The following is a 17,961-nucleotide window of genomic DNA, read 5'->3' as shown; positions in this document are numbered from 1 at the left end:
AAGGTTCACCTCTTATTTGAATAATGTATCTATCGTGATTCTGATTTTATCTTTTTTCGTTCGATCACCGATCTGCGTGATCTTGGCACGTCCATACCCTTTAATTGATAATAAGTCATGTTCTTCTATAGTAAAACTTGTTTTAGTGATGACTGTATGATTCACCTTCACATGGTCAGCCCCTATCATTTTTTGAGCCGCTGCTCGTGAGGATTTAGTGATTTGCTGAACGATGTTATCAAGTCTTAAGCTGGAGACAGTCGTTTGAATCTGCTTATAATCTTCTTCAGATGGAATCAGTTCATTGAATGGAACGGCGTGTAAGCTGACAGTCGCATTCTTGATACGTGTCAATTCTAATATCATAAAAGATTCCATTGTTTTTGTCAAAACAAACTGTATTTTATTTCCAGTCCTAATATCACCGAGCTGCTCCCTTGTAATTCCAGTCTGCATGAGTGAACCCAGTAAGTTGCGATGCGTCAATGTGACAAATTTATCTGGATAATTGAGTTCGAGCACCCCTATCTCATAATCTTCCTCACTGGGTTCATAATAATCAGGAGCGACGATGGCACGGCATCGTTCTGCTTGATCATCACCACCGAAAATGTGGACGGTAAGGCCGGCAAACTGTTTTGCTGTAACTGTGAGTATATATTGTTCACGCGGGTCCAGGAAATGTGTCAATATAGGTGAATATGTGGCGTCTGCCCGTTCACAGAACTGCATCATTTCCTTAACTGTTTCTTTTTCTTCATGCCTGAAATGCTGTAATAAATTCATTTGATTCTCCTCAGCTTTCTATAAAAAAATAATCTCAATAAATTGAGATTATTCATCATCAGCTTAGTATCAGTAAAGTAACGGTACGATGAACTGGTTAAAAAGAGCAATTAATCCGTTCTGGAAAAAATTAAAAACAATTAATGCCACGATTGAAGATAAATCAAATATTCCGATAGGTGGTATAAATCTTCTAAAGAACTCTAAATAAGGTTCAACAATTTTCGCGAGCCATCTGCCTACAGACGATTCTCTAGCTCCTGGAACCCATGACATGAATATATAGACTATCATCGCATAAAAGTAAATCTGCAGTAAAATTAATATAAACCTAAAAATAGGTATGACGATTTCTTGGGGCATATTTTCTCCTATCCTTCTTCTCTATTATCTGGTGCTTCCAGCATTTCTGTTATACTTCCAGCCACTTCTACATTATCTGGTGTACAAAGGAATATATCTTGACCGATCCGCTGAATGTCACCGCCGATCGCATAGACAGTTCCACTTAAGAAATCAATGATTCGCTTAGCAGAGATTTTATCGATCCGCTGTAAGTTCACTAGTGTCGCACGACGATTTTTCAATTCATCCGCAATATCCTGTGTATCAGAAAATACACGGGGTTCAAACAGACAAACTTTTGAATTCGCTTGTACTTCCTGTCTCATATTGACTACATTAGGTTTAGTCACGACTTTTTTCTCCGTTGGTTTAAATTGTCTTTTAGGTTCGGTTCTCGCTACTTTTTCCTGAACCACTTTTTTCTCTTCTCTAAGACGGGCATCACGCGTATCTTCACTGCTGTAGATTTCATTATCATTATCATTATCTTCATCTTCAACTACAAAGAATCCTTTAAACACATCTTTAATCGCCATAGTATCCTCCTACCCAACTAACTTAGTCCCAATTCTAACAAATGTTGCACCTTCTGCAGCTGCAATCGCAAAATCATTACTCATCCCCATAGACAGCTCAGTGCACGGTGCATTGGAAAGATTTAATGCTGCCACTTCTTGTTTCAATTCTCTTAAAGACGCAAAATATATTCTGAGCTGCTGTTCATCTTCAATTAAAGGTGCCATCGTCATCAGACCAACGATTTGAATCCGTTGAAATCCACTCAATGACTGAACGAATGGAATCACCTCATCAGGCGATAGGCCATGTTTAGATGCTTCACCAGATATATTCACTTGAATAAAACATTTGACTGGGTGATCGGCTCGTTTTTCAATTTCTTCAGCGAGCGACATTCTGTCCAGTGAATGAAGATAATCAATATCGTTGATTACTTCTCTGACTTTGCGTGTTTGAAGTGAGCCGATGAAATGAAATATTCCATCCGGCAGAGCCAGTTTTTTTTCTTTGAATCCTTCAATTCTATTTTCACCGAAATGTTGAATTCCTGCATCAAGCGCTTCCTTAGCTCGATTAATTGTAACATATTTTGTTACTGCAATTACAGTAGGACGACTATTGCTCTTTTGCAGACTATTATCCAGCTCGGCATTAATCTGTTGTAAATTTTCTTTAACTGTCATTGTTATTCCTCATTCCTATAAATGCAAGCATTCTCCCTGTATTTCCCTGCTCTCTCCGGTAAGAGAATAAATCATCATGTTCCGCCGTACATATAGGTGAAATATATATATTTTCTGACTTTACACCATGATACAATGCGATTTCACGATTCAATGCTTTTAAATCGACATTATATAGGCCATCATCGTTTCGTTGGAAAAACGGTTCAACATTAAATGGCAGCTGGTCAAACTGGCGTTTAATGTCATCATTGACTTCATAGCACGCTTGACAGATGGATGGCCCTATGATGCATACCAGTTGTTCAGGGGAACGGTACGCATTGATTAATTCCCCGGTTACCATTCCAAGAGTTCCTCTCCATCCTGCATGACCTAATGCGATATAGCTGTCAACAGAAGAATATAGATACACGGGGACACAGTCTGCGTAACACATTGTCAGCAGAATATTTTTGTCCAGTGTCCATAAGCCATCGTATCCGTAAAGCTTCTCTGTCATACCATCGATATTGATTCCGCGATGTGATGGCGTCACTTCAGTAATACGATTGCCATGTGTCTGCACAGGAAATACCCAGTCCTCCCTCGGAAACAATATTGCATCTGCCAGCTGCTGCTGATTATTGATGACATTTGATGGACGGTCATCAATATAATGCGCCATATTCATTGCATCTTCAGGATAAGGACTAAAGCCGCCTGTTCGAACCGTTATGCCGATTGTTCTGTCATTATCAACTGCCAAATAGAGCGGTCTTTGTTCAAACTTCATCACAAGAACCTCCTAAAAAAAGAAGCTGAGACACAAACCGTCATCTTTCTCAAAGAAGAAATCTGACGTTGGTCCCAGCTTCAATCATAATTATTATCTTCTTGAACGGCGTGAACGCGTACGATCACGTAAGAAGCTTGGTACATCAAGATCCCCGTCGTTAGAAGATGGCGTCTGCTGTTGTTGTACAGATGTATCCTGGCGCTCTTCTTTCATTTCTCTTACAGGGTTTTGATTGAATGATGACGTTTGAGGTTTTACTGAACGTGCACTTGTTTTTTCGTTGAAACCTGTAGCAATCACCGTGACTACAATTTCATCCTGAAGTTCAGGGTTAATGACTGTACCGAAAATCATGTTCACATCTTCGTCAGCCGCATCTTGTACAATGTTTGCTGCTTCCTGTGCTTCAAACAGTGAAAGTGATTCGCCGCCTGTAATATTCATCAGGACACCTTGAGCACCGACAATTGATGTTTCAAGTAATGGAGATGAGATGGCTTTTTTAGCTGCTTCCATCGCTCTGTTTTCTCCAGAGGCAACACCTATCCCCATCAATGCAGAACCTTGGTTAGACATGATTGTTTTAACATCTGCGAAGTCAAGGTTGACTTCACCGGATACTGCGATCAAGTCAGAGATACCTTGAACCCCTTGACGTAATACATTGTCCGCCTCTTTGAATGCTTCCATCATCGGAGTAGATTTATCGACAATATCAAGCAGACGGTCATTAGGAATGACAATCAATGTATCGACAGCTGCTTTCATTGCTTCAACGCCAGCTGCTGCTTGTGTTTGACGTTTACGTCCTTCAAATGAGAATGGGCGAGTGACAACACCTACAGTCAGTGCGCCCATCTCTTTCGCAATTTTAGCTACAACTGGTGCTGCGCCAGTACCAGTACCACCGCCCATACCAGCAGTGACGAATACCATGTCAGCACCTTGAATGGCGTCTTCAATCTGTTCTCTGGACTCTTCAGCAGCTTTTTTCCCGATTTCAGGATTAGCACCTGCACCAAGACCACGAGTCAGCTTTTCACCAATTTGAATTTTTGATGAAGCTTTTGATAAATTTAGTGCCTGGCCATCAGTATTAATTGCAATGAATTCTACATTATTCATCCCATGCTCGATCATTCGGTTGACCGCGTTATTCCCGCCGCCTCCGACACCGATGACTTTGAGTGTTGCTAAATGATTAAAGCCTTGTTCAAATTCCAACATTAATATTTCCTCCTATACTATATGGCCGATTATTCAAATAATGATTTCATAATTTTTTTCATCATACTCGGTTGATCTTCCTGCTGATTTAAATCATCTGTGTTATCATGTTTATCATTTTTTACAGTAACAGTTTCTCCAGGCTTAACATCTACCTGTTTTTTTCTCTTGAAGAAACCGTCTAGTGGATTTTGTTTTGGTTTAATATCCTGGTCGATAGTCAGTTCTTCACTATGAGTTTCATGATTATTAATTGTAACATAATCGAGGAGCTCATCAAAGCTAATGCCACTTGAAATTGTAGAGATACATGATGAAAACTCTGGTTTTCTGATACCCATCTGAGAAGGTACATGTACTCTGACTTTCTCATTGACCATGTCCATCAACAATTCCTTAATTCCTAGAAGGTTAGCTGAACCACCAGTAATGATAAAGCCGCCATTAATTTTATCAATTCCCATTTCCTGAAGCAGCTCAAAAACCTCAAGGAAAATCTCTTCGACACGTGCTTCAATAAAATCACTCAGCTCTTTCTGATTGAATGCCACTTCCTCATTGCTGTCATTTTGTACAACATGGAAGACATCCTGTTCAGAAGCAAGGTCGAAAAATGCATGACCATACTGCTCTTTAATCTTCTCTGCTTTGTCATAAGAGGTGTTCAATGCTTGAGCGATGTCTGCAGTAATATGTGCTCCTGCCACCGGAATACTGTCTGCATCAAACAATGTTCCACGTTCATAAAAAGCAACTTGTGTCAGCTGATCACCGATGTCAATCACACAAGCACCGAGTTCAAGTTCAGTAGGTGTCAAGATATTCTGATAATTATAGGCATCAGAATAAACATCAAGTACTTCTACACCGCATGATTCGACACATTTCAATGTGTTGATCAGCAGTGAACGATTGGTCGTAATTACACCGGCCTCAACCGCAAGACTCTGAGTCGCAACCATTTCTTTCGGATCGCTGACTTCATGAATATCATCTACTCTAAATAATTTAGGATAGACGCCAATAATTTCCACATCATTAGAAGTATTTTTATCGCGGATTTTTTCAATGACCTCTTCAATATGCTGGCCTTTAATTTCTGTTGATTCCCCATTAAAAGTGATTTCATTTGTCACGTCATGAATTTCTGTATGGATAACAGGCATCTTCACAAATACTTCCTTAATATCAACACCAGAAGCAATCTGCGCCTTTTTGATAGTATCTTTTATCGCATGCTGCGCTACGTCAAAATCATCGATGACTCCGCGTCTGATTCCATCCGTGAAAGTTTGTCCTGTGCCTATCACATTAATTCCGTTATGAAATTTCTCACCGACAATTACTTTCACGCTTGCTGAGCCAATATCTATGGCTACATAATAATGCTCTTCCATTTAATAGGCACCTCCAAAACACAATTTATACTATTTTACACTAACCTTAGTTTACATGATAGCTTTCTTTATGTGAACTATAAACTGATATAATGACAATATTAATTATATAGCAAACTAATTTTACACAATATGTCATTATGACTCATTATTCTTCGTTCTAATTTTTTCCAGTTGTTTCTTTAATTCATTGACCGATTTCTCTAATTTTTTGTCTTCTTGTTCTTTTTTTGCAGCAACTTCGCTTTCCATTTCAAGTCGTCTTGTCTCAGCTTTTTTAGATTCATATGGTATAAATACTGAGCCGACTTCAAGATCAATGATACCCGGCTTTACAAGATCACCATTTTGATTTCTAGGAACATTTTTAGCCATGCTGGGATAATAGTTAAGTTTATCTCCCAAAGTTCTCAAATCTCCAATGACTTCCAGACCATCATTCATAAATATCTGTATCCGTCTCGACGCTTCCTTATTAGGTACAAAATTGATTTCAGAAATCGCATTGAGAATAGCAGGATTGGTCTCATTCAAAATGGAGACCAGCTGCTGTCGTTCTTTTCTTGCGAAGTCAGATACAACAGGAGCGTTACTGCCATCGACATGAGTCACTGAAGTTAAGATTTGTCCATTTTCAAGCAGTGGATTGAAGTCACTGCCATCTGGAACTACTCCAACTATATCATATTCTTCAATATCAACTGTTACTTTGTTCGGAAAATGTCTAGAGATTTTTACATTTTTTACGCCATCCTGCAGCTTGATATTTTGTTCCATTTTATTGACAGGTAATGTGTATAATCGATCTTGACGAGAAATATCAAGAATTTCCTTGACCTTTTTTTCGGTAATCAACTGAACATCGTTGACTTTAACCTCCTTGACATAGCTGATACTTGTAAACATGTACAGCAGAATCAAAGTGACTATTATGACGACACTAAGAAAGATACCAAGCTGTATCCGGTGACGATTTCTTCTATTCAATGATTTTCTCTTAAATTCAGCGGATTTCACTATTGTTCTATCAGCCATCCTATCACCTATCCCATCAGCTTGACTTGCTGAATAAAATCTTCGCCGCGTACTTCATAAGTCGGATATTGATCCCAGCTCGCACAGGCCGGGCTCAGCAGGACGACTTCGCCAGGTTGTACATAGGGCGCCGTCTTGACCACGGCATCTTTGACATCATGACATACCTCATACTCGATGTCGTGTAATTTGGCGAACGCGATTAATTTTGAAGTGGTCTGTCCAAATATATACATCCGCTTCACTTGACTGACATGGTTATCCAGATCTTCAAATCCATTTCCCCGGTCCAGGCCCCCACATAACCAATGGATCGGTGTATGAAAGGAATCTAATGCAAATGTCGTAGCAAGTGTATTAGTCGCTTTGGAGTCATTATAATATTTTACATCGTTAATCGTTGCAACGTACTGAGTACGATGCTTTATCCCTTCAAAACTGCTCAATGTCGCAATGATGGCATCATTAGGGATTCCTGACAATTTACATGCAGCAATGCTGGCAAGAATATTTTCAAGATTATGTCTCCCTGGCAGTACAACGGTATCCACCGGACATATAGCCTCATCCTGAAAATAAATCATGCCATTATCAACATATGCACCATTCGTTCGTTGATTAACCGAAAAATAAATAATCTGACTGTTGACCGTAAAGGAATTAAGAAGTTCGCGCTGGGCGTCATTGAATATTAAATAGTCTTCGGCAGTCTGATTTTTGAATATATTCATTTTCGCTTCGACATAGTCTTCCTGTGTCCCATGATAATCTAAATGAGCGGAGTATATGTTTGTAATGACAGCAATATGAGGTTTGTAAGTTCTCGTACCCATGAGCTGAAATGATGACAGCTCTGTAATCAATGTATCTTCCGGTTTTGTCAGCTGAGCGACTTTTGAAGCGACAAAGCCGATGTTTCCACTCAACAGCCCTTTTTTAGATGAATGGCTGAACATATCTCCAATCAATGAAGTGACAGTTGTCTTTCCATTCGTTCCCGTAATTGCTATGATCGTCCCTTCATTAATTTGAAAAGACAGTTCTATTTCAGTAATGATTGGAATATCACGCTTGAGCGCTTCCTGTAGTAAAGGAACATGATAAGGAATACCTGGGTTCTTTACAATCAGTTCATGCTGATCAAGGAGCGACAGCGGATGACCCTTATCAACGATTGTCACTCCATCTGTTTTCAGTTCGAGTGCATCATCATTATTTGATAGATCTTTACCATCATTCACTGTGACGACAGCGCCTAATTGATTCAGCAGCTTTGCTGTTTCATAGCCACTTTTTGCAAGTCCAAGAACTAGTACATGCTTGCCTGCATATTCTGAAATGTGTTTCATGTTAGTTCACTCCTAAATAGATTCCGATAGCACCTGTCATCAATCCTGCCAGCCAAAAGACAGTGACAATCTTCCATTCACTCCATCCACCTAATTCGAAATGATGATGAAGCGGACTCATACGGAAAATTCTTTTGCCGGTTAACTTGAAAGAAGCCACCTGTATCATGACTGATAATGTTTCAATGACGAATACCATACCAATGAACAATAGTGTCAATTCCTGGTTCAGCATAATTGACACAGTGGCAATAACACCACCTAATGCAAGTGATCCTGTGTCACCCATGAAGAGCTTTGCTTTGTATTTGTTGTATATAAGAAATCCACATAGACTTCCTACTAGAATCATCGTAAATACACTGATGCCAAGTGCATCTTGATACATCGCCAAAACACCATAGCAGCTAAACGCAATGATGGATAATCCTGTTGCCAGACCATCCAGGCCATCTGTCAGATTGACTGCATTAGAGAAGCCTACCTGCCAGAATATAATGAAAAGGATATAGAATATGCCAAGAGGTAGTCCGGCGTCTGTAAATGGTATATTGACAGTCGTATTTAACTCAAGCAGTCCTAACGCCTTACTGATTGTATAGAACAGCACTGCAATCAATATTTGAAATAGAAATTTCTGCTTTGAAGTGAGCCCTTGATTGTTCTTCTTCACGACAATGATGTAATCATCGACAAAGCCGATGAGACCGAATCCTAATGTGACAAGAATCAATAAAATAATCGGTCCTCTATCTTCTACAAATATGAGCGCAATTAAGCTGATGATGAGCGTGCTAATCAGAAAAGTGAGACCACCCATAGTAGGGGTCCCGCTCTTTTGCATATGGCTCTGTGGTCCTTCTGTCCTTATAGACTGACCAAATTTAAGTCGTTTAAGCAAAGGGATAAATAAAGGTACAAGTAGTGCTGTTAATAAGAACGCTGCAAGCGCATAAGGAAACATCTCCATGATTGTTGTCGCGACTCAATGGTCGCATTCTCCTTTTAATTTTGTTTAGCTTTTTCTTCTTCAAGCTGTTTTCTTAACATTTTTTCTTCGTCTTTTCGGTTTGCATCTATTATATCATCATAAGCAGGAGACTGTTTTAACGGGTCAAGCGAATCCATGCTGACCATCACTTTGTCACCCGCCTGGATGCTTTCTCCTGCATCAACAGATTGTTTGACGACATAACCCGAGCCATCAAACTGAACGTCTACGTCCGTCATTTGCTCAAACTGCAGCAGCTCGCGTTTTGACCAGCCTGACGTGTCAGGCATCGTCAACTCGCCATCAGTGACGATAAATACTTTATCACCAATCAGTATTGACTTACCGGCTGATGGACTTGTAGCTTTCACCGTTTCACCAGAACCGATGATGACTGGAACTGCTGATTTACTTTCTACAGCAGCCCGGATTTTTTCTATCGACTGGCCGTTCGTCTTTGGAACTTCAGTCGTCAGAGGTTCACCTTTTTCTTTGCCGTTTTCAACATCCAAATATTTAAGCGTATTCTCCATCAGCGGTTTATAACCTTTTGATACACCAAGATTATAGGCTTCCGCTGCATTCTTCTGCGCAAGCGACATAGCCATGTAGACAATCACTTCAGGTTTATCGGCTGGTGCGTAACCCATAAAGCTCACCATATAAGGATTATCTCCTTGTACATATCCACCATTCTCAGTATCAGGAACTTGAGCAGTACCTGTTTTACCGGCAATCTGATAATCATCTATCCGGTAATTGTAAGCATGCATCTCAGAGCCATAGACTACACTTTTCACTTGTTTCATCGTCTCTTTTGCGGTCTCTTTGGAAATCGGCTGACCGATTACCTTTTTTTCGCCTTCATACAGCACTTTGTTTTGCTGATCAGTAATGGACTTGACGTAAAATGGTTTTAACATTTGGCCCTCATTTAAGATAGCTGTTTCTGCCTGAATCATCTGCACAGGTGTTACAGTAGTCGACTGGCCGAATGCTGAGACTTTTCGGCTGAGGGGATCCGCCCATGATATATGCCCAGATGCCTCACTATCAAACAATGACTGAGTGGACTTACCGAATCCGAATTTCTCGTAGTATTCTTTTGCTTTAGGAATCCCTACTTTGTCCTGCAAGTTCATCATTAATACGTTGGATGACAACTGGAACCCTTTATTTTCAGAAATATTGCCCCAGCCTGTTTTGTTCCAGTCATAGATGGTCTGTCCTTCTATCTTTCTGCTGCCCGACTTGTATTTCTTATTAGGATTGAATTTTCCTTCTTCAATTGCTGCAGCTAAACCAAACGTTTTAAATGTTGACCCAGGTTCATAGGTGTTCTGGAATAAATCATTCTGCCATTTAGTGCCGAAGTTTTCCCGCGTTTCCGGATTGAATGTAGGGCGCTGGCTGTAGCCGAGAACTTCTCCTGTTTTTGCATCAGCAACGACAGCAAATAAATCTTTCGGTTCATAGCGCTTAACCATGGAATCGAGGGCATCCTCTACAAAGATCTGAATGTTCTTATCAATGGTCAGATGTACATCATCCCCGTCAACAGCAGGTGTGACGTCTCCTGAATTAGGAAGAACATACTGCCATATATCTTGTTTGTATGAAGTTTTACCCGCTTTACCGGCAAGATAAGAATCAAATACTTTCTCAGTACCCAGCATGCCTTGTATTTTATTTGTATCTGGATTTTTTTCAGCAAAGCCAATCAAGTGTGAAGCAAAATTACCGTTAGGATAAAACCGCTTCTTCTCCGAGAAAAATGTCAATCCAGGTAAATTTAATTTTTCTATTTCTTTCTTCTGGTCATAAGTCAGATCTTTACCTGCTTTACCAAATTCCACTTGAAACACTTTTTTAGTCATAAGACGATTGTATATTTCCTTTTTCGGCATATCGATGATTTCACTTAACTTGCTGGCTGTTTTTTTCTTATCAACGACGTAAGCGGGTGACTTATCTGTGTTCGTCATGCGCTTATCAAGTACAGCAACGAGTTTATAGGAGCTGATGTCCTGAGCAAGCACTTCGCCGTTCCTGTCATAGATTACGCCGCGCTTCGGCTGATTAATAATATTTCTTGCGTACTTCTCACTCGCTTTTATTGACAAATCCTCTCCGGAAGAATGACCTGTCAGCATGATATAGGAATATTTAAAAATCAATAGAAAAAAGAGCAGTCCGAATAACAATACTAAGAGGACTGCTCCTATTTTGTTTTTTTTAATTTTAATTGCTGCCATCTTTTTGCACTACCTTTACGTTATCATTGTTCAAGCTCAGCCCGTATGCTTTTGCTTTACTATAGATACGCTCATAAGATGATTGTTTCATTGCTTCAGAATTCAATTCTCCGTTAACACTTTGCTGATGAATTATTTTACTATCTGTTGCTGCAATTTTTACATTCATTTCATACGCATCGTACTTTAAAGATAGCATATAAACGCTTGCTAAAGCAATCATTGCTACAAGTGTTAAATAGACCATCTTTTCAACTTTTGACAACGACACAACATGGGTTTTTGTTGTCGCTTTAGTGCTGCTCTCATATGTCTCATAAGGCATTTCATATACGTTATTGCCTATGTATTCAGCTGCCATGTTGTCACTCCCCTATTTTAATACTTCTGCGACGCGTAACTTCGCACTTCTTGCTCTGTTGTTTTCAGCCAGTTCTTCTGGTGTTGATTCAATGGCTTTACGGTTCACTCTTTTGATTTTAGGTTGATACTCTTCGGGGATAACAGGCAGGCCTCTTGGAATGTCCGGGCCTTTTTCATATTCTAGAAAAATTTGTTTACATATACGGTCTTCCAATGAATGAAAGGTGATCACTGAAATTCTGCCGCCCTTATTTACTGACTGGATGGCTTGCTCTATAGAAGACTCAAATGCACCTAATTCATCATTTACCGCAATACGTATGGCCTGAAAAACTCTTTTCGCCGGATGCCCACCTTTGCGCCTTGCGGGTGCAGGGATGCTATCTTTAATAATATCAACAAGTTCAGTAGTGGTTTCAATAGGTTTCAATTCTCTTGATTTTTCAATGTTTCTTGCAATGTTCTTAGAAAATTTCTCTTCCCCGTACCGATAAAAGATACTGACCAATTTTTCATACGGCCATTCATTGACGACCTCGTAGGCTGATAATTCCTGCTGCTGATCCATCCGCATATCGAGTCTTGCTTCATTATGGTAACTGAAACCTCTCTCTGCATCATCCAGCTGCGGGCTTGAGACGCCCAGGTCATACAATATACCATCCACTTTATCAATGTTCAGTGAATCAAGTACTTCTCGTAAATTTCTAAAATTATTTTTGACAAGTGTCACTTTATGCATATGATCTTTCAGTACTTCAGACGCATTATTCAATGCTTGATCGTCTTGATCGATGGCAATCAGCCGTCCTTTGTCAGATAACTGCTTGACGAGATACAAGCTATGGCCCGCACCACCTAATGTACAATCGACATAAATGCCGTCTTCTTTAATATCCAGCATATCGACTGTCTCACGCAATAATACGGTGATGTGATGGAACATAATTTACCTCCTAAAAATCTAGATCAATCAATTCTTCTGCAATGTCTTCGTAATGTTCTTCAGTTTCATCATAAAATTTCTGCCACTGTGCTTTGTCCCATATTTCTATACGGGAAGCAACACCGATGACAATACATTCTTTGGATAACTCTGCATATTCTCGTAAATGTGACGGAATGTTGATTCTACCTTGTTTATCAAGATCAACTTCAACAGCTCCTGAGAAAAACAATCTCATGAATTTACGTGCATCTTTTTTAGTGATGGGAAGTGTTTTTAGCTTCTCTTCGATTTTCTGCCATTCGGAAAGCGTATAACCAAATAGACATTTGTCCAGGCCGCGGGTTATAACAAAATGTTCTGATAATTCATCACGGAACTTCACGGGTACAATGATGCGCCCTTTAGTATCCAGTTGATGCTGATATTCACCCATGAACATGCTCATCACCCTGCCTTAAATATAATTTACCACATCCCCCCACTTTGTACCACCGAAATAATAAAATTTTCACAATATATTATTTATTTAATATTAAATTCAAAAAAAACCATCATGACTTTTGTCATAATGGTTTAAAAACTACTGACTCATAAGGGTTACAGAGCTATAACGACTTGATTTTTAGTATACATTAACTGCTCAATAATATCATTAAATATGCAGAAATCTGTATCATTGATTAATTGTATCGGATGCCACGTTCTTTCCTGCAGACCATTTCGTGGATTTAAGTTCAATTCAATCTCCTTGAAATGACGCAGCACAATGTCATTCTTTATTTTTATTTCACGATGATAGGCTCTTTTTAAGTACTCAACCTGTTCACGATGATGTTCAAGATTTGAATTGACAATCGCTGTGACTTGTTTAGACTCAGCAAGCTCACTCAGCTCATTGAACTTCAAGTCAATCAGCTGCTCTAAGTTCTGTATCCCTTCCAGCAGCTGCTGATTTTCTTCGTTCTTTAAAAACTGCTGCTCTAAAGGCTTCATACCTGTGGTCAAAATATCCTCTAGCTGCAGCTCATAGCGACCGATCAATTTTTGAATTCTTGGAGTCAAATAAGTGATTCTCATTCTAGGAACAAGTATCGGCATCGGCCGCTTCATATAACTGAATATGTCAGTCAGTTCATTCCAGTATTTGATTTCAGAAGGACCACCTATAAAACATAGTGTATTGAACATCATTTCCTGCATGACAGGGCGGGTAACGACATTGTTAGAGAACAATTCCGGCTCTGCCTCCAGAAGATTCAGCAGCTCATCACCCGTAAATGTCACTGCTGATTTATTCAAGGTAAATCTGCCATCCGCAAAATTCAGCAGCTGCCGCTGTTCTTCATATGTCATGAAGAGATGAACATTAGAACTTGTTTCAATCATTTTCTGCTGACCTGAGTCAACAGATTTTTGTTGACCTGTTAAAAAGGCTTCATTGATTGCCTGATGATTCTTCAGTAAATATTTGAAAGTTTCTTTCTCCAGCTGTCTAAACGGCTGATAATGGCTGTCTATCAGCAGCAGTCCTGTTTGTTTGAACAGCTCATGAATTAACTGTTTAAATTGATCTGTCCATTCATTAGGCAGTTCAGCCAGTTTGTTATAAATAGCTTCCGTCCGATCTGTTTCATCAAGTTCTTTAATAAAGCTTCTGATGGTCTCCAACTTCTCATCATCAGTCAGTACGAAGTCCGATACTGATGTTTCGACTTGGCGTTTTGTCGCTACTTTCACTTTGTTCAGCTTGACATGCGTTCCGTCATATAAATAAGCATGATTGACTTCGCTGAAATCATGATCCTCACCGGCAATCCAGAAAACCGGTACAATCGTTTGAGCGAGTTGTTCTGATTGTTCTTTTGCCAGAACAATGATAGATATTATTTTATGTATCGTATACAAAGGGCTGACGAATAACCCTGCCTGCTGTCCACCGATGACAACCGGCGCCCCTGCTGCTAATTCAGTTAATTGATGACGCTGTTCATCAGAGATACCGAGTGGGTTCATATACTCAGTAACAATATCAGCTAACTGCTGTGTATGTTTATGGGGGGTGAGTGCTGCACGTTCTTTAAATAGATGTGGCACATACTCCTCATGGTAACTTTTCTGCTGGTCCTTGACCGTTAGAATCTCCATAGTGATGCTCCTTCACGTTATTCTTACAATAGTATAATGACTTTAAAGGAATTATACCATCTTCCCGCTTAAGATGATTGATTTGAGGTCATTATAACTGTGCTGGATGATATATTTATAGCGCTGATAGCGTCCAATAAAAAATCTCCTGTTCCAGAGCGGAACAAGAGACCGTGTTATTATTTAGCAACTACTTCTTTGCCGTTATATGATCCACATGATGGACATACGCGGTGAGATAATTTCATTTCGCCACAGCTTGAACATTCAACCATGCCTGGTACTGAAATTTTGAAGTGTGTACGACGTTTTCTTTTAGCTGTTTTAGACGTTCTTCTTTTAGGTACTGCCATTTTTTTCTCCTCCTCTACTTGAGACTGTTCGTTAAGACTTGCTATCAAGTAAATCTTGCAGTTTCGCAAATCTCGGATCAACTTTAGGTGTATCTTCCTGGATTAACTGATCCTCATCAACAACTTCCCAGCCATTGCCTTGTGTTAATGACATTTCAACGTCATCTTTAACGACACGGGCCGGTTTATTCAATACAACCAGTTCTTCAACGACAGGCTTGATATCGATCACGTCATTAATCATTTCATGTCGATTTAATTCCTCATCAAGATCAAACTCATTCATGTCAAAGATTTCAAGGGATTCAATATGAATCGGCACTTCAACTGGTTCCAATGTGCGGGCGCAGCTCATCGTATAGCTGCCGGTGATGATAAGATCAGCATAAACTTCACTTGTTTTCGGTGTTAACTGCCCGTCTACATGAATAGTGGATAAATCAATTAACTGAAGGTTTTTGATAAGATTTGGAAACTCCATATCAGTTTCAAAACTTAACGGCGCATCCTGGTGTTTCCGAAGTTGTGTCATTGACCATTTCATAGGTTTCACCTCTTACAAACACAAAATTTATTTTAACTTTAAATATAGACTTTTGTCAAGATTTTTTCTTAACACTTAATTTTGATACAATCAATATTATAAACTTAAAAGGCGGGAATTTCAATGAAGTCAGTCGCTATCATTTCTGAATACAATCCCTTTCATAACGGTCATGCTTATCAGGCTGCTTTAGCGAGAACAGAGACTCAGTCAGATGTTGTCATCGCTATTATGAGCGGTCAATTTACGCAGCGAGGGGAGCCTGCTGTGATCAATAAATTCAGACGTGCTGAAATGGCACTAGAATCATGTGATCTTATCGTCGAACTTCCTCAGTTCTACGCACTCAGCTATGCCAATGATTTTGCTGAAGGCGGCATTGCCGTTGCTAAGCTGATGCAAGCTGATGCGCTATCTTTTGGGGCAGAGACGCCTGACTTCCATTCTTTACATGCAGCAGCCAATCGTCTCTTTGAACCTGCTGTGATCGATTCAGGCAAGAGTTTTGCCAGGATGATGGGTGAAAACAACAGAGATTACTTTTCTCCAAATAATATTTTGGCCATGCAGTATATCAGGGCAGCCGAAATACATTACCCTGAAATCACCATCGTCCCTGTTCAGCGGATCAACAATTCATATCACGATACAGAAATCACAAGCCATATTGCCAGTGCCACTGCCATAAGAAAGGCTGCTTTAGAGTACGCTGCATTTGATCATAGCGTTCCCCCGCGTACAATGCAGCTTCTGGCTGAAGAACGGTTGACACAGTGGGAAGATTTTTTCCCGCTGCTGAAGTACAAGCTCATCACATCGTCATCACAAGAGCTGAGAGGGATCTATATGATGACTGAAGGAATAGAGCACCGCCTACAAAAAATGGTGATGGAAGCAGATACGTTCACTGAATTCATGAAATTGATAAAGACAAAGCGATATACTTATACTAGACTACAGCGTCTCATGTCCTATGTACTGCTCAATATGACACAACAAGACAGCTATCCACCCATTTCAGGCGTCAGAGTGCTGGCGATGAACGATAAAGGCCGGCAGTATTTAAGAGAATTGCCGCATGACCAGTGTTATACAGTGACTAATAAAAAAAACGCAGCGCTGTTTCAACTTGAAACGAAAGCCACACGTCTTCATAATTTAATCAGTGGTAGTCTGCAGACAGAGTTTAACACCCCGGTTATTTATCCTGGTACTTAGTCTGCAGTGCCACAGCTACTTCACTCGGGACAATGTCTGTCACATTGCCGCCGAACTTGGCAACTTCTTTTGCGATGCTTGAGCTGATGAATGAATATTTGTTATTGGTCATCATATAAAGTGTTTCGATGTTATCATTTAATTTTTTGTTCATACTCGTCAACTGCATCTCGTATTCGAAATCGCTGACTGCTCTCAGTCCTCTGACGATAGTGTCAGCACCGATTTTTTCACAGTAATCAATCAGCAGACCTTCGAAGTAACCGACGTGAACATTCGGCAGTTCTTTAGTCACCTCTTCGATCAGTTGAACGCGTTCCTGAATTGAAAAAAAACCAGTCTTACTAGTGTTATGAAGCACTGAAACATGTATTTCATCAAACAGTTTGGAACTACGTGTGATGATATCCAGATGTCCTAGTGTAATGGGATCAAAACTACCGGGTACAACTGCTTTTCTAATTGTCATCTGTTCTACCTCTTAAAATTGTGATTTTTATGGAACCGTAAATTTCTTCTTTGACCCATTCAAATACGAGCGGGTCGATCGTTTCTTCTTTGTCGCATTCGCACATAATCAATCCATCAGGTGACAATAGATTGTAGGATGCTATCAGACTCAAAGACTTACTGATCAAATCTTTTCGGTAAGGAGGATCCAGGAAGATGATATCGAACTGCATCTCGCGCTTATTTAATGCTTTTAATGCTCTCAGCGCGTCATTACGGTATACTTCTGTATGTTCGCTAATAGTTTCAAGATTCTGTTTAATGGCTCTGACAGCATCGTTACTACCATCAACGAAAATAACCGAATCAAGCCCTCGACTGATGGCTTCAATACCAAGACCACCGCTTCCAGCAAATAAATCAAGGCCCTTCCCTGAAAGCGGCCCTAAAATATTGAAGATATTTTCTTTTACTTTATCAGTTGTTGGCCGCGAGGTCATACCTCTCGCAGCCGTAAGTTGTTTTTTCTTATATTTTCCAGCGATGACTCGCATTGTTTCACCCACTTAAATTA

Annotated in this window: 19 protein-coding genes and 1 pseudogene; 1 reads left to right on the top strand and 19 read right to left on the bottom strand. The window is 39.8% G+C overall.

Annotation, left to right across the window (positions count from 1 at the left end; translation table 11 throughout):
• Positions 1–12 precede the first annotated feature (12 nt).
• The 17 genes and pseudogenes from AC3IPL_RS04085 to AC3IPL_RS04005 form a co-directional block, all read right to left on the bottom strand.
• On the bottom strand, positions 13–786 hold the full coding sequence (locus AC3IPL_RS04085; RefSeq protein WP_489241942.1) for a YlmH family RNA-binding protein: 774 nt from the start codon (positions 784–786) through the stop codon (positions 13–15).
• A gap of 69 nt (positions 787–855) precedes the next feature.
• Positions 856–1,149, bottom strand: coding sequence for a YggT family protein (locus AC3IPL_RS04080; protein ID WP_489241941.1), 294 nt, complete (start codon positions 1,147–1,149; stop codon positions 856–858).
• Between the two features lie 8 nt (positions 1,150–1,157).
• Complete coding sequence (locus AC3IPL_RS04075; RefSeq protein WP_489241940.1) at positions 1,158–1,667, bottom strand: cell division protein SepF; 510 nt, start codon at positions 1,665–1,667, stop codon at positions 1,158–1,160.
• A gap of 9 nt (positions 1,668–1,676) precedes the next feature.
• The gene (locus AC3IPL_RS04070) at positions 1,677–2,333 is read right to left on the bottom strand and encodes a YggS family pyridoxal phosphate-dependent enzyme (protein WP_489241939.1); all 657 of its coding nucleotides are present in this window, start codon (positions 2,331–2,333) and stop codon (positions 1,677–1,679) included.
• A complete protein-coding gene (pgeF, locus tag AC3IPL_RS04065) occupies positions 2,323–3,108 on the bottom strand; it encodes a peptidoglycan editing factor PgeF (protein ID WP_489241937.1) in 786 nt (261 codons plus the stop codon). Before pgeF ends, AC3IPL_RS04070 begins: the two co-directional genes overlap by 11 nt.
• 93 nt (positions 3,109–3,201) lie before the next feature.
• The gene (gene ftsZ / locus AC3IPL_RS04060; protein WP_489241936.1) at positions 3,202–4,338 is read right to left on the bottom strand and encodes a cell division protein FtsZ; all 1,137 of its coding nucleotides are present in this window, start codon (positions 4,336–4,338) and stop codon (positions 3,202–3,204) included.
• A gap of 251 nt (positions 4,339–4,589) precedes the next feature.
• Positions 4,590–5,735 (bottom strand): annotated as a pseudogene (ftsA, locus tag AC3IPL_RS04055) (cell division protein FtsA); the annotation flags it as partial.
• 138 nt (positions 5,736–5,873) lie between these two features.
• Positions 5,874–6,770 (bottom strand): cell division protein FtsQ/DivIB, encoded by an 897-nt coding sequence (locus AC3IPL_RS04050; RefSeq protein ID WP_489241934.1) that lies wholly within the window; start codon positions 6,768–6,770, stop codon positions 5,874–5,876.
• A gap of 8 nt (positions 6,771–6,778) precedes the next feature.
• Positions 6,779–8,119, bottom strand: a complete 1,341-nt coding sequence (murD, locus tag AC3IPL_RS04045) for a UDP-N-acetylmuramoyl-L-alanine--D-glutamate ligase (protein ID WP_489241932.1) — start codon at positions 8,117–8,119, stop codon at positions 6,779–6,781.
• 1 nt (position 8,120) lies between these two features.
• Positions 8,121–9,083, bottom strand: a complete 963-nt coding sequence (gene mraY / locus AC3IPL_RS04040; RefSeq protein ID WP_489242261.1) for a phospho-N-acetylmuramoyl-pentapeptide-transferase — start codon at positions 9,081–9,083, stop codon at positions 8,121–8,123.
• A 41-nt stretch (positions 9,084–9,124) separates the two neighbouring features.
• Positions 9,125–11,365, bottom strand: coding sequence for a penicillin-binding transpeptidase domain-containing protein (locus AC3IPL_RS04035; protein ID WP_489241931.1), 2,241 nt, complete (start codon positions 11,363–11,365; stop codon positions 9,125–9,127).
• The gene (gene ftsL, locus AC3IPL_RS04030) at positions 11,352–11,726 is read right to left on the bottom strand and encodes a cell division protein FtsL (protein ID WP_489241930.1); all 375 of its coding nucleotides are present in this window, start codon (positions 11,724–11,726) and stop codon (positions 11,352–11,354) included. The genes AC3IPL_RS04035 and ftsL overlap by 14 nt, the downstream gene beginning before the upstream one ends.
• Positions 11,727–11,738: 12 nt before the next feature.
• Positions 11,739–12,674 carry a 16S rRNA (cytosine(1402)-N(4))-methyltransferase RsmH gene (gene rsmH, locus AC3IPL_RS04025; RefSeq protein ID WP_489241929.1) on the bottom strand — a complete coding sequence of 312 codons (936 nt, stop codon included), beginning with the start codon at positions 12,672–12,674 and terminating at the stop codon, positions 11,739–11,741.
• Between the two features lie 10 nt (positions 12,675–12,684).
• Positions 12,685–13,116, bottom strand: a complete 432-nt coding sequence (gene mraZ, locus AC3IPL_RS04020; RefSeq protein ID WP_489241927.1) for a division/cell wall cluster transcriptional repressor MraZ — start codon at positions 13,114–13,116, stop codon at positions 12,685–12,687.
• A gap of 158 nt (positions 13,117–13,274) precedes the next feature.
• Positions 13,275–14,822, bottom strand: coding sequence for a bacillithiol biosynthesis cysteine-adding enzyme BshC (gene bshC, locus AC3IPL_RS04015; protein ID WP_489241926.1), 1,548 nt, complete (start codon positions 14,820–14,822; stop codon positions 13,275–13,277).
• Between the two features lie 179 nt (positions 14,823–15,001).
• Entirely contained in the window at positions 15,002–15,175 is a 174-nt protein-coding gene (gene rpmF, locus AC3IPL_RS04010; RefSeq protein WP_149458253.1) for a 50S ribosomal protein L32, read from the bottom strand.
• A 31-nt stretch (positions 15,176–15,206) separates the two neighbouring features.
• Complete coding sequence (locus AC3IPL_RS04005; RefSeq protein WP_489241925.1) at positions 15,207–15,719, bottom strand: YceD family protein; 513 nt, start codon at positions 15,717–15,719, stop codon at positions 15,207–15,209.
• A 123-nt stretch (positions 15,720–15,842) separates the two neighbouring features.
• Between AC3IPL_RS04005 and AC3IPL_RS04000 the strand changes: the two genes are divergently transcribed.
• Complete coding sequence (locus tag AC3IPL_RS04000) at positions 15,843–16,937, top strand: tRNA(Met) cytidine acetate ligase (protein ID WP_489241923.1); 1,095 nt, start codon at positions 15,843–15,845, stop codon at positions 16,935–16,937.
• Here AC3IPL_RS04000 and coaD read toward each other — a convergent pair.
• Positions 16,918–17,406, bottom strand: coding sequence for a pantetheine-phosphate adenylyltransferase (gene coaD / locus AC3IPL_RS03995; protein WP_489241922.1), 489 nt, complete (start codon positions 17,404–17,406; stop codon positions 16,918–16,920). The two genes, AC3IPL_RS04000 and coaD, sit on opposite strands and share 20 nt — an antisense overlap.
• A complete protein-coding gene (gene rsmD, locus AC3IPL_RS03990) occupies positions 17,396–17,941 on the bottom strand; it encodes a 16S rRNA (guanine(966)-N(2))-methyltransferase RsmD (protein WP_489241921.1) in 546 nt (181 codons plus the stop codon). Before rsmD ends, coaD begins: the two co-directional genes overlap by 11 nt.
• Between the last annotated feature and the right edge of the window lie 20 nt (positions 17,942–17,961).

The sequence above is a fragment of the Macrococcus sp. GL_134 genome (assembly GCF_057834705.1).
This window is presented reverse-complemented; position numbering and strand designations above follow the sequence as displayed.

Bases quoted from the DNA above. Each gene is read 5' to 3' on its own strand.
- coaD (WP_489241922.1), bottom strand. From the start codon at position 17,406: ATGACAATTAGAAAAGCAGTTGTACCCGGTAGTTTTGATCCCATTACA.
- pgeF (WP_489241937.1), bottom strand. From the start codon at position 3,108: ATGAAGTTTGAACAAAGACCGCTCTATTTGGCAGTTGATAATGACAGA.
- AC3IPL_RS04000 (WP_489241923.1), top strand. From the start codon at position 15,843: ATGAAGTCAGTCGCTATCATTTCTGAATACAATCCCTTTCATAACGGT.
- AC3IPL_RS04075 (WP_489241940.1), bottom strand. From the start codon at position 1,667: ATGGCGATTAAAGATGTGTTTAAAGGATTCTTTGTAGTTGAAGATGAA.
- AC3IPL_RS04035 (WP_489241931.1), bottom strand. From the start codon at position 11,365: ATGGCAGCAATTAAAATTAAAAAAAACAAAATAGGAGCAGTCCTCTTA.
- rpmF (WP_149458253.1), bottom strand. From the start codon at position 15,175: ATGGCAGTACCTAAAAGAAGAACGTCTAAAACAGCTAAAAGAAAACGT.
- rsmD (WP_489241921.1), bottom strand. From the start codon at position 17,941: ATGCGAGTCATCGCTGGAAAATATAAGAAAAAACAACTTACGGCTGCG.
- AC3IPL_RS04005 (WP_489241925.1), bottom strand. From the start codon at position 15,719: ATGAAATGGTCAATGACACAACTTCGGAAACACCAGGATGCGCCGTTA.
- mraZ (WP_489241927.1), bottom strand. From the start codon at position 13,116: ATGTTCATGGGTGAATATCAGCATCAACTGGATACTAAAGGGCGCATC.
- AC3IPL_RS04080 (WP_489241941.1), bottom strand. From the start codon at position 1,149: ATGCCCCAAGAAATCGTCATACCTATTTTTAGGTTTATATTAATTTTA.
- AC3IPL_RS04070 (WP_489241939.1), bottom strand. From the start codon at position 2,333: ATGACAGTTAAAGAAAATTTACAACAGATTAATGCCGAGCTGGATAAT.
- murD (WP_489241932.1), bottom strand. From the start codon at position 8,119: ATGAAACACATTTCAGAATATGCAGGCAAGCATGTACTAGTTCTTGGA.
- mraY (WP_489242261.1), bottom strand. From the start codon at position 9,083: ATGTTTCCTTATGCGCTTGCAGCGTTCTTATTAACAGCACTACTTGTA.
- ftsL (WP_489241930.1), bottom strand. From the start codon at position 11,726: ATGGCAGCTGAATACATAGGCAATAACGTATATGAAATGCCTTATGAG.
- AC3IPL_RS04085 (WP_489241942.1), bottom strand. From the start codon at position 786: ATGAATTTATTACAGCATTTCAGGCATGAAGAAAAAGAAACAGTTAAG.
- AC3IPL_RS04050 (WP_489241934.1), bottom strand. From the start codon at position 6,770: ATGGCTGATAGAACAATAGTGAAATCCGCTGAATTTAAGAGAAAATCA.
- ftsZ (WP_489241936.1), bottom strand. From the start codon at position 4,338: ATGTTGGAATTTGAACAAGGCTTTAATCATTTAGCAACACTCAAAGTC.
- rsmH (WP_489241929.1), bottom strand. From the start codon at position 12,674: ATGTTCCATCACATCACCGTATTATTGCGTGAGACAGTCGATATGCTG.
- bshC (WP_489241926.1), bottom strand. From the start codon at position 14,822: ATGGAGATTCTAACGGTCAAGGACCAGCAGAAAAGTTACCATGAGGAG.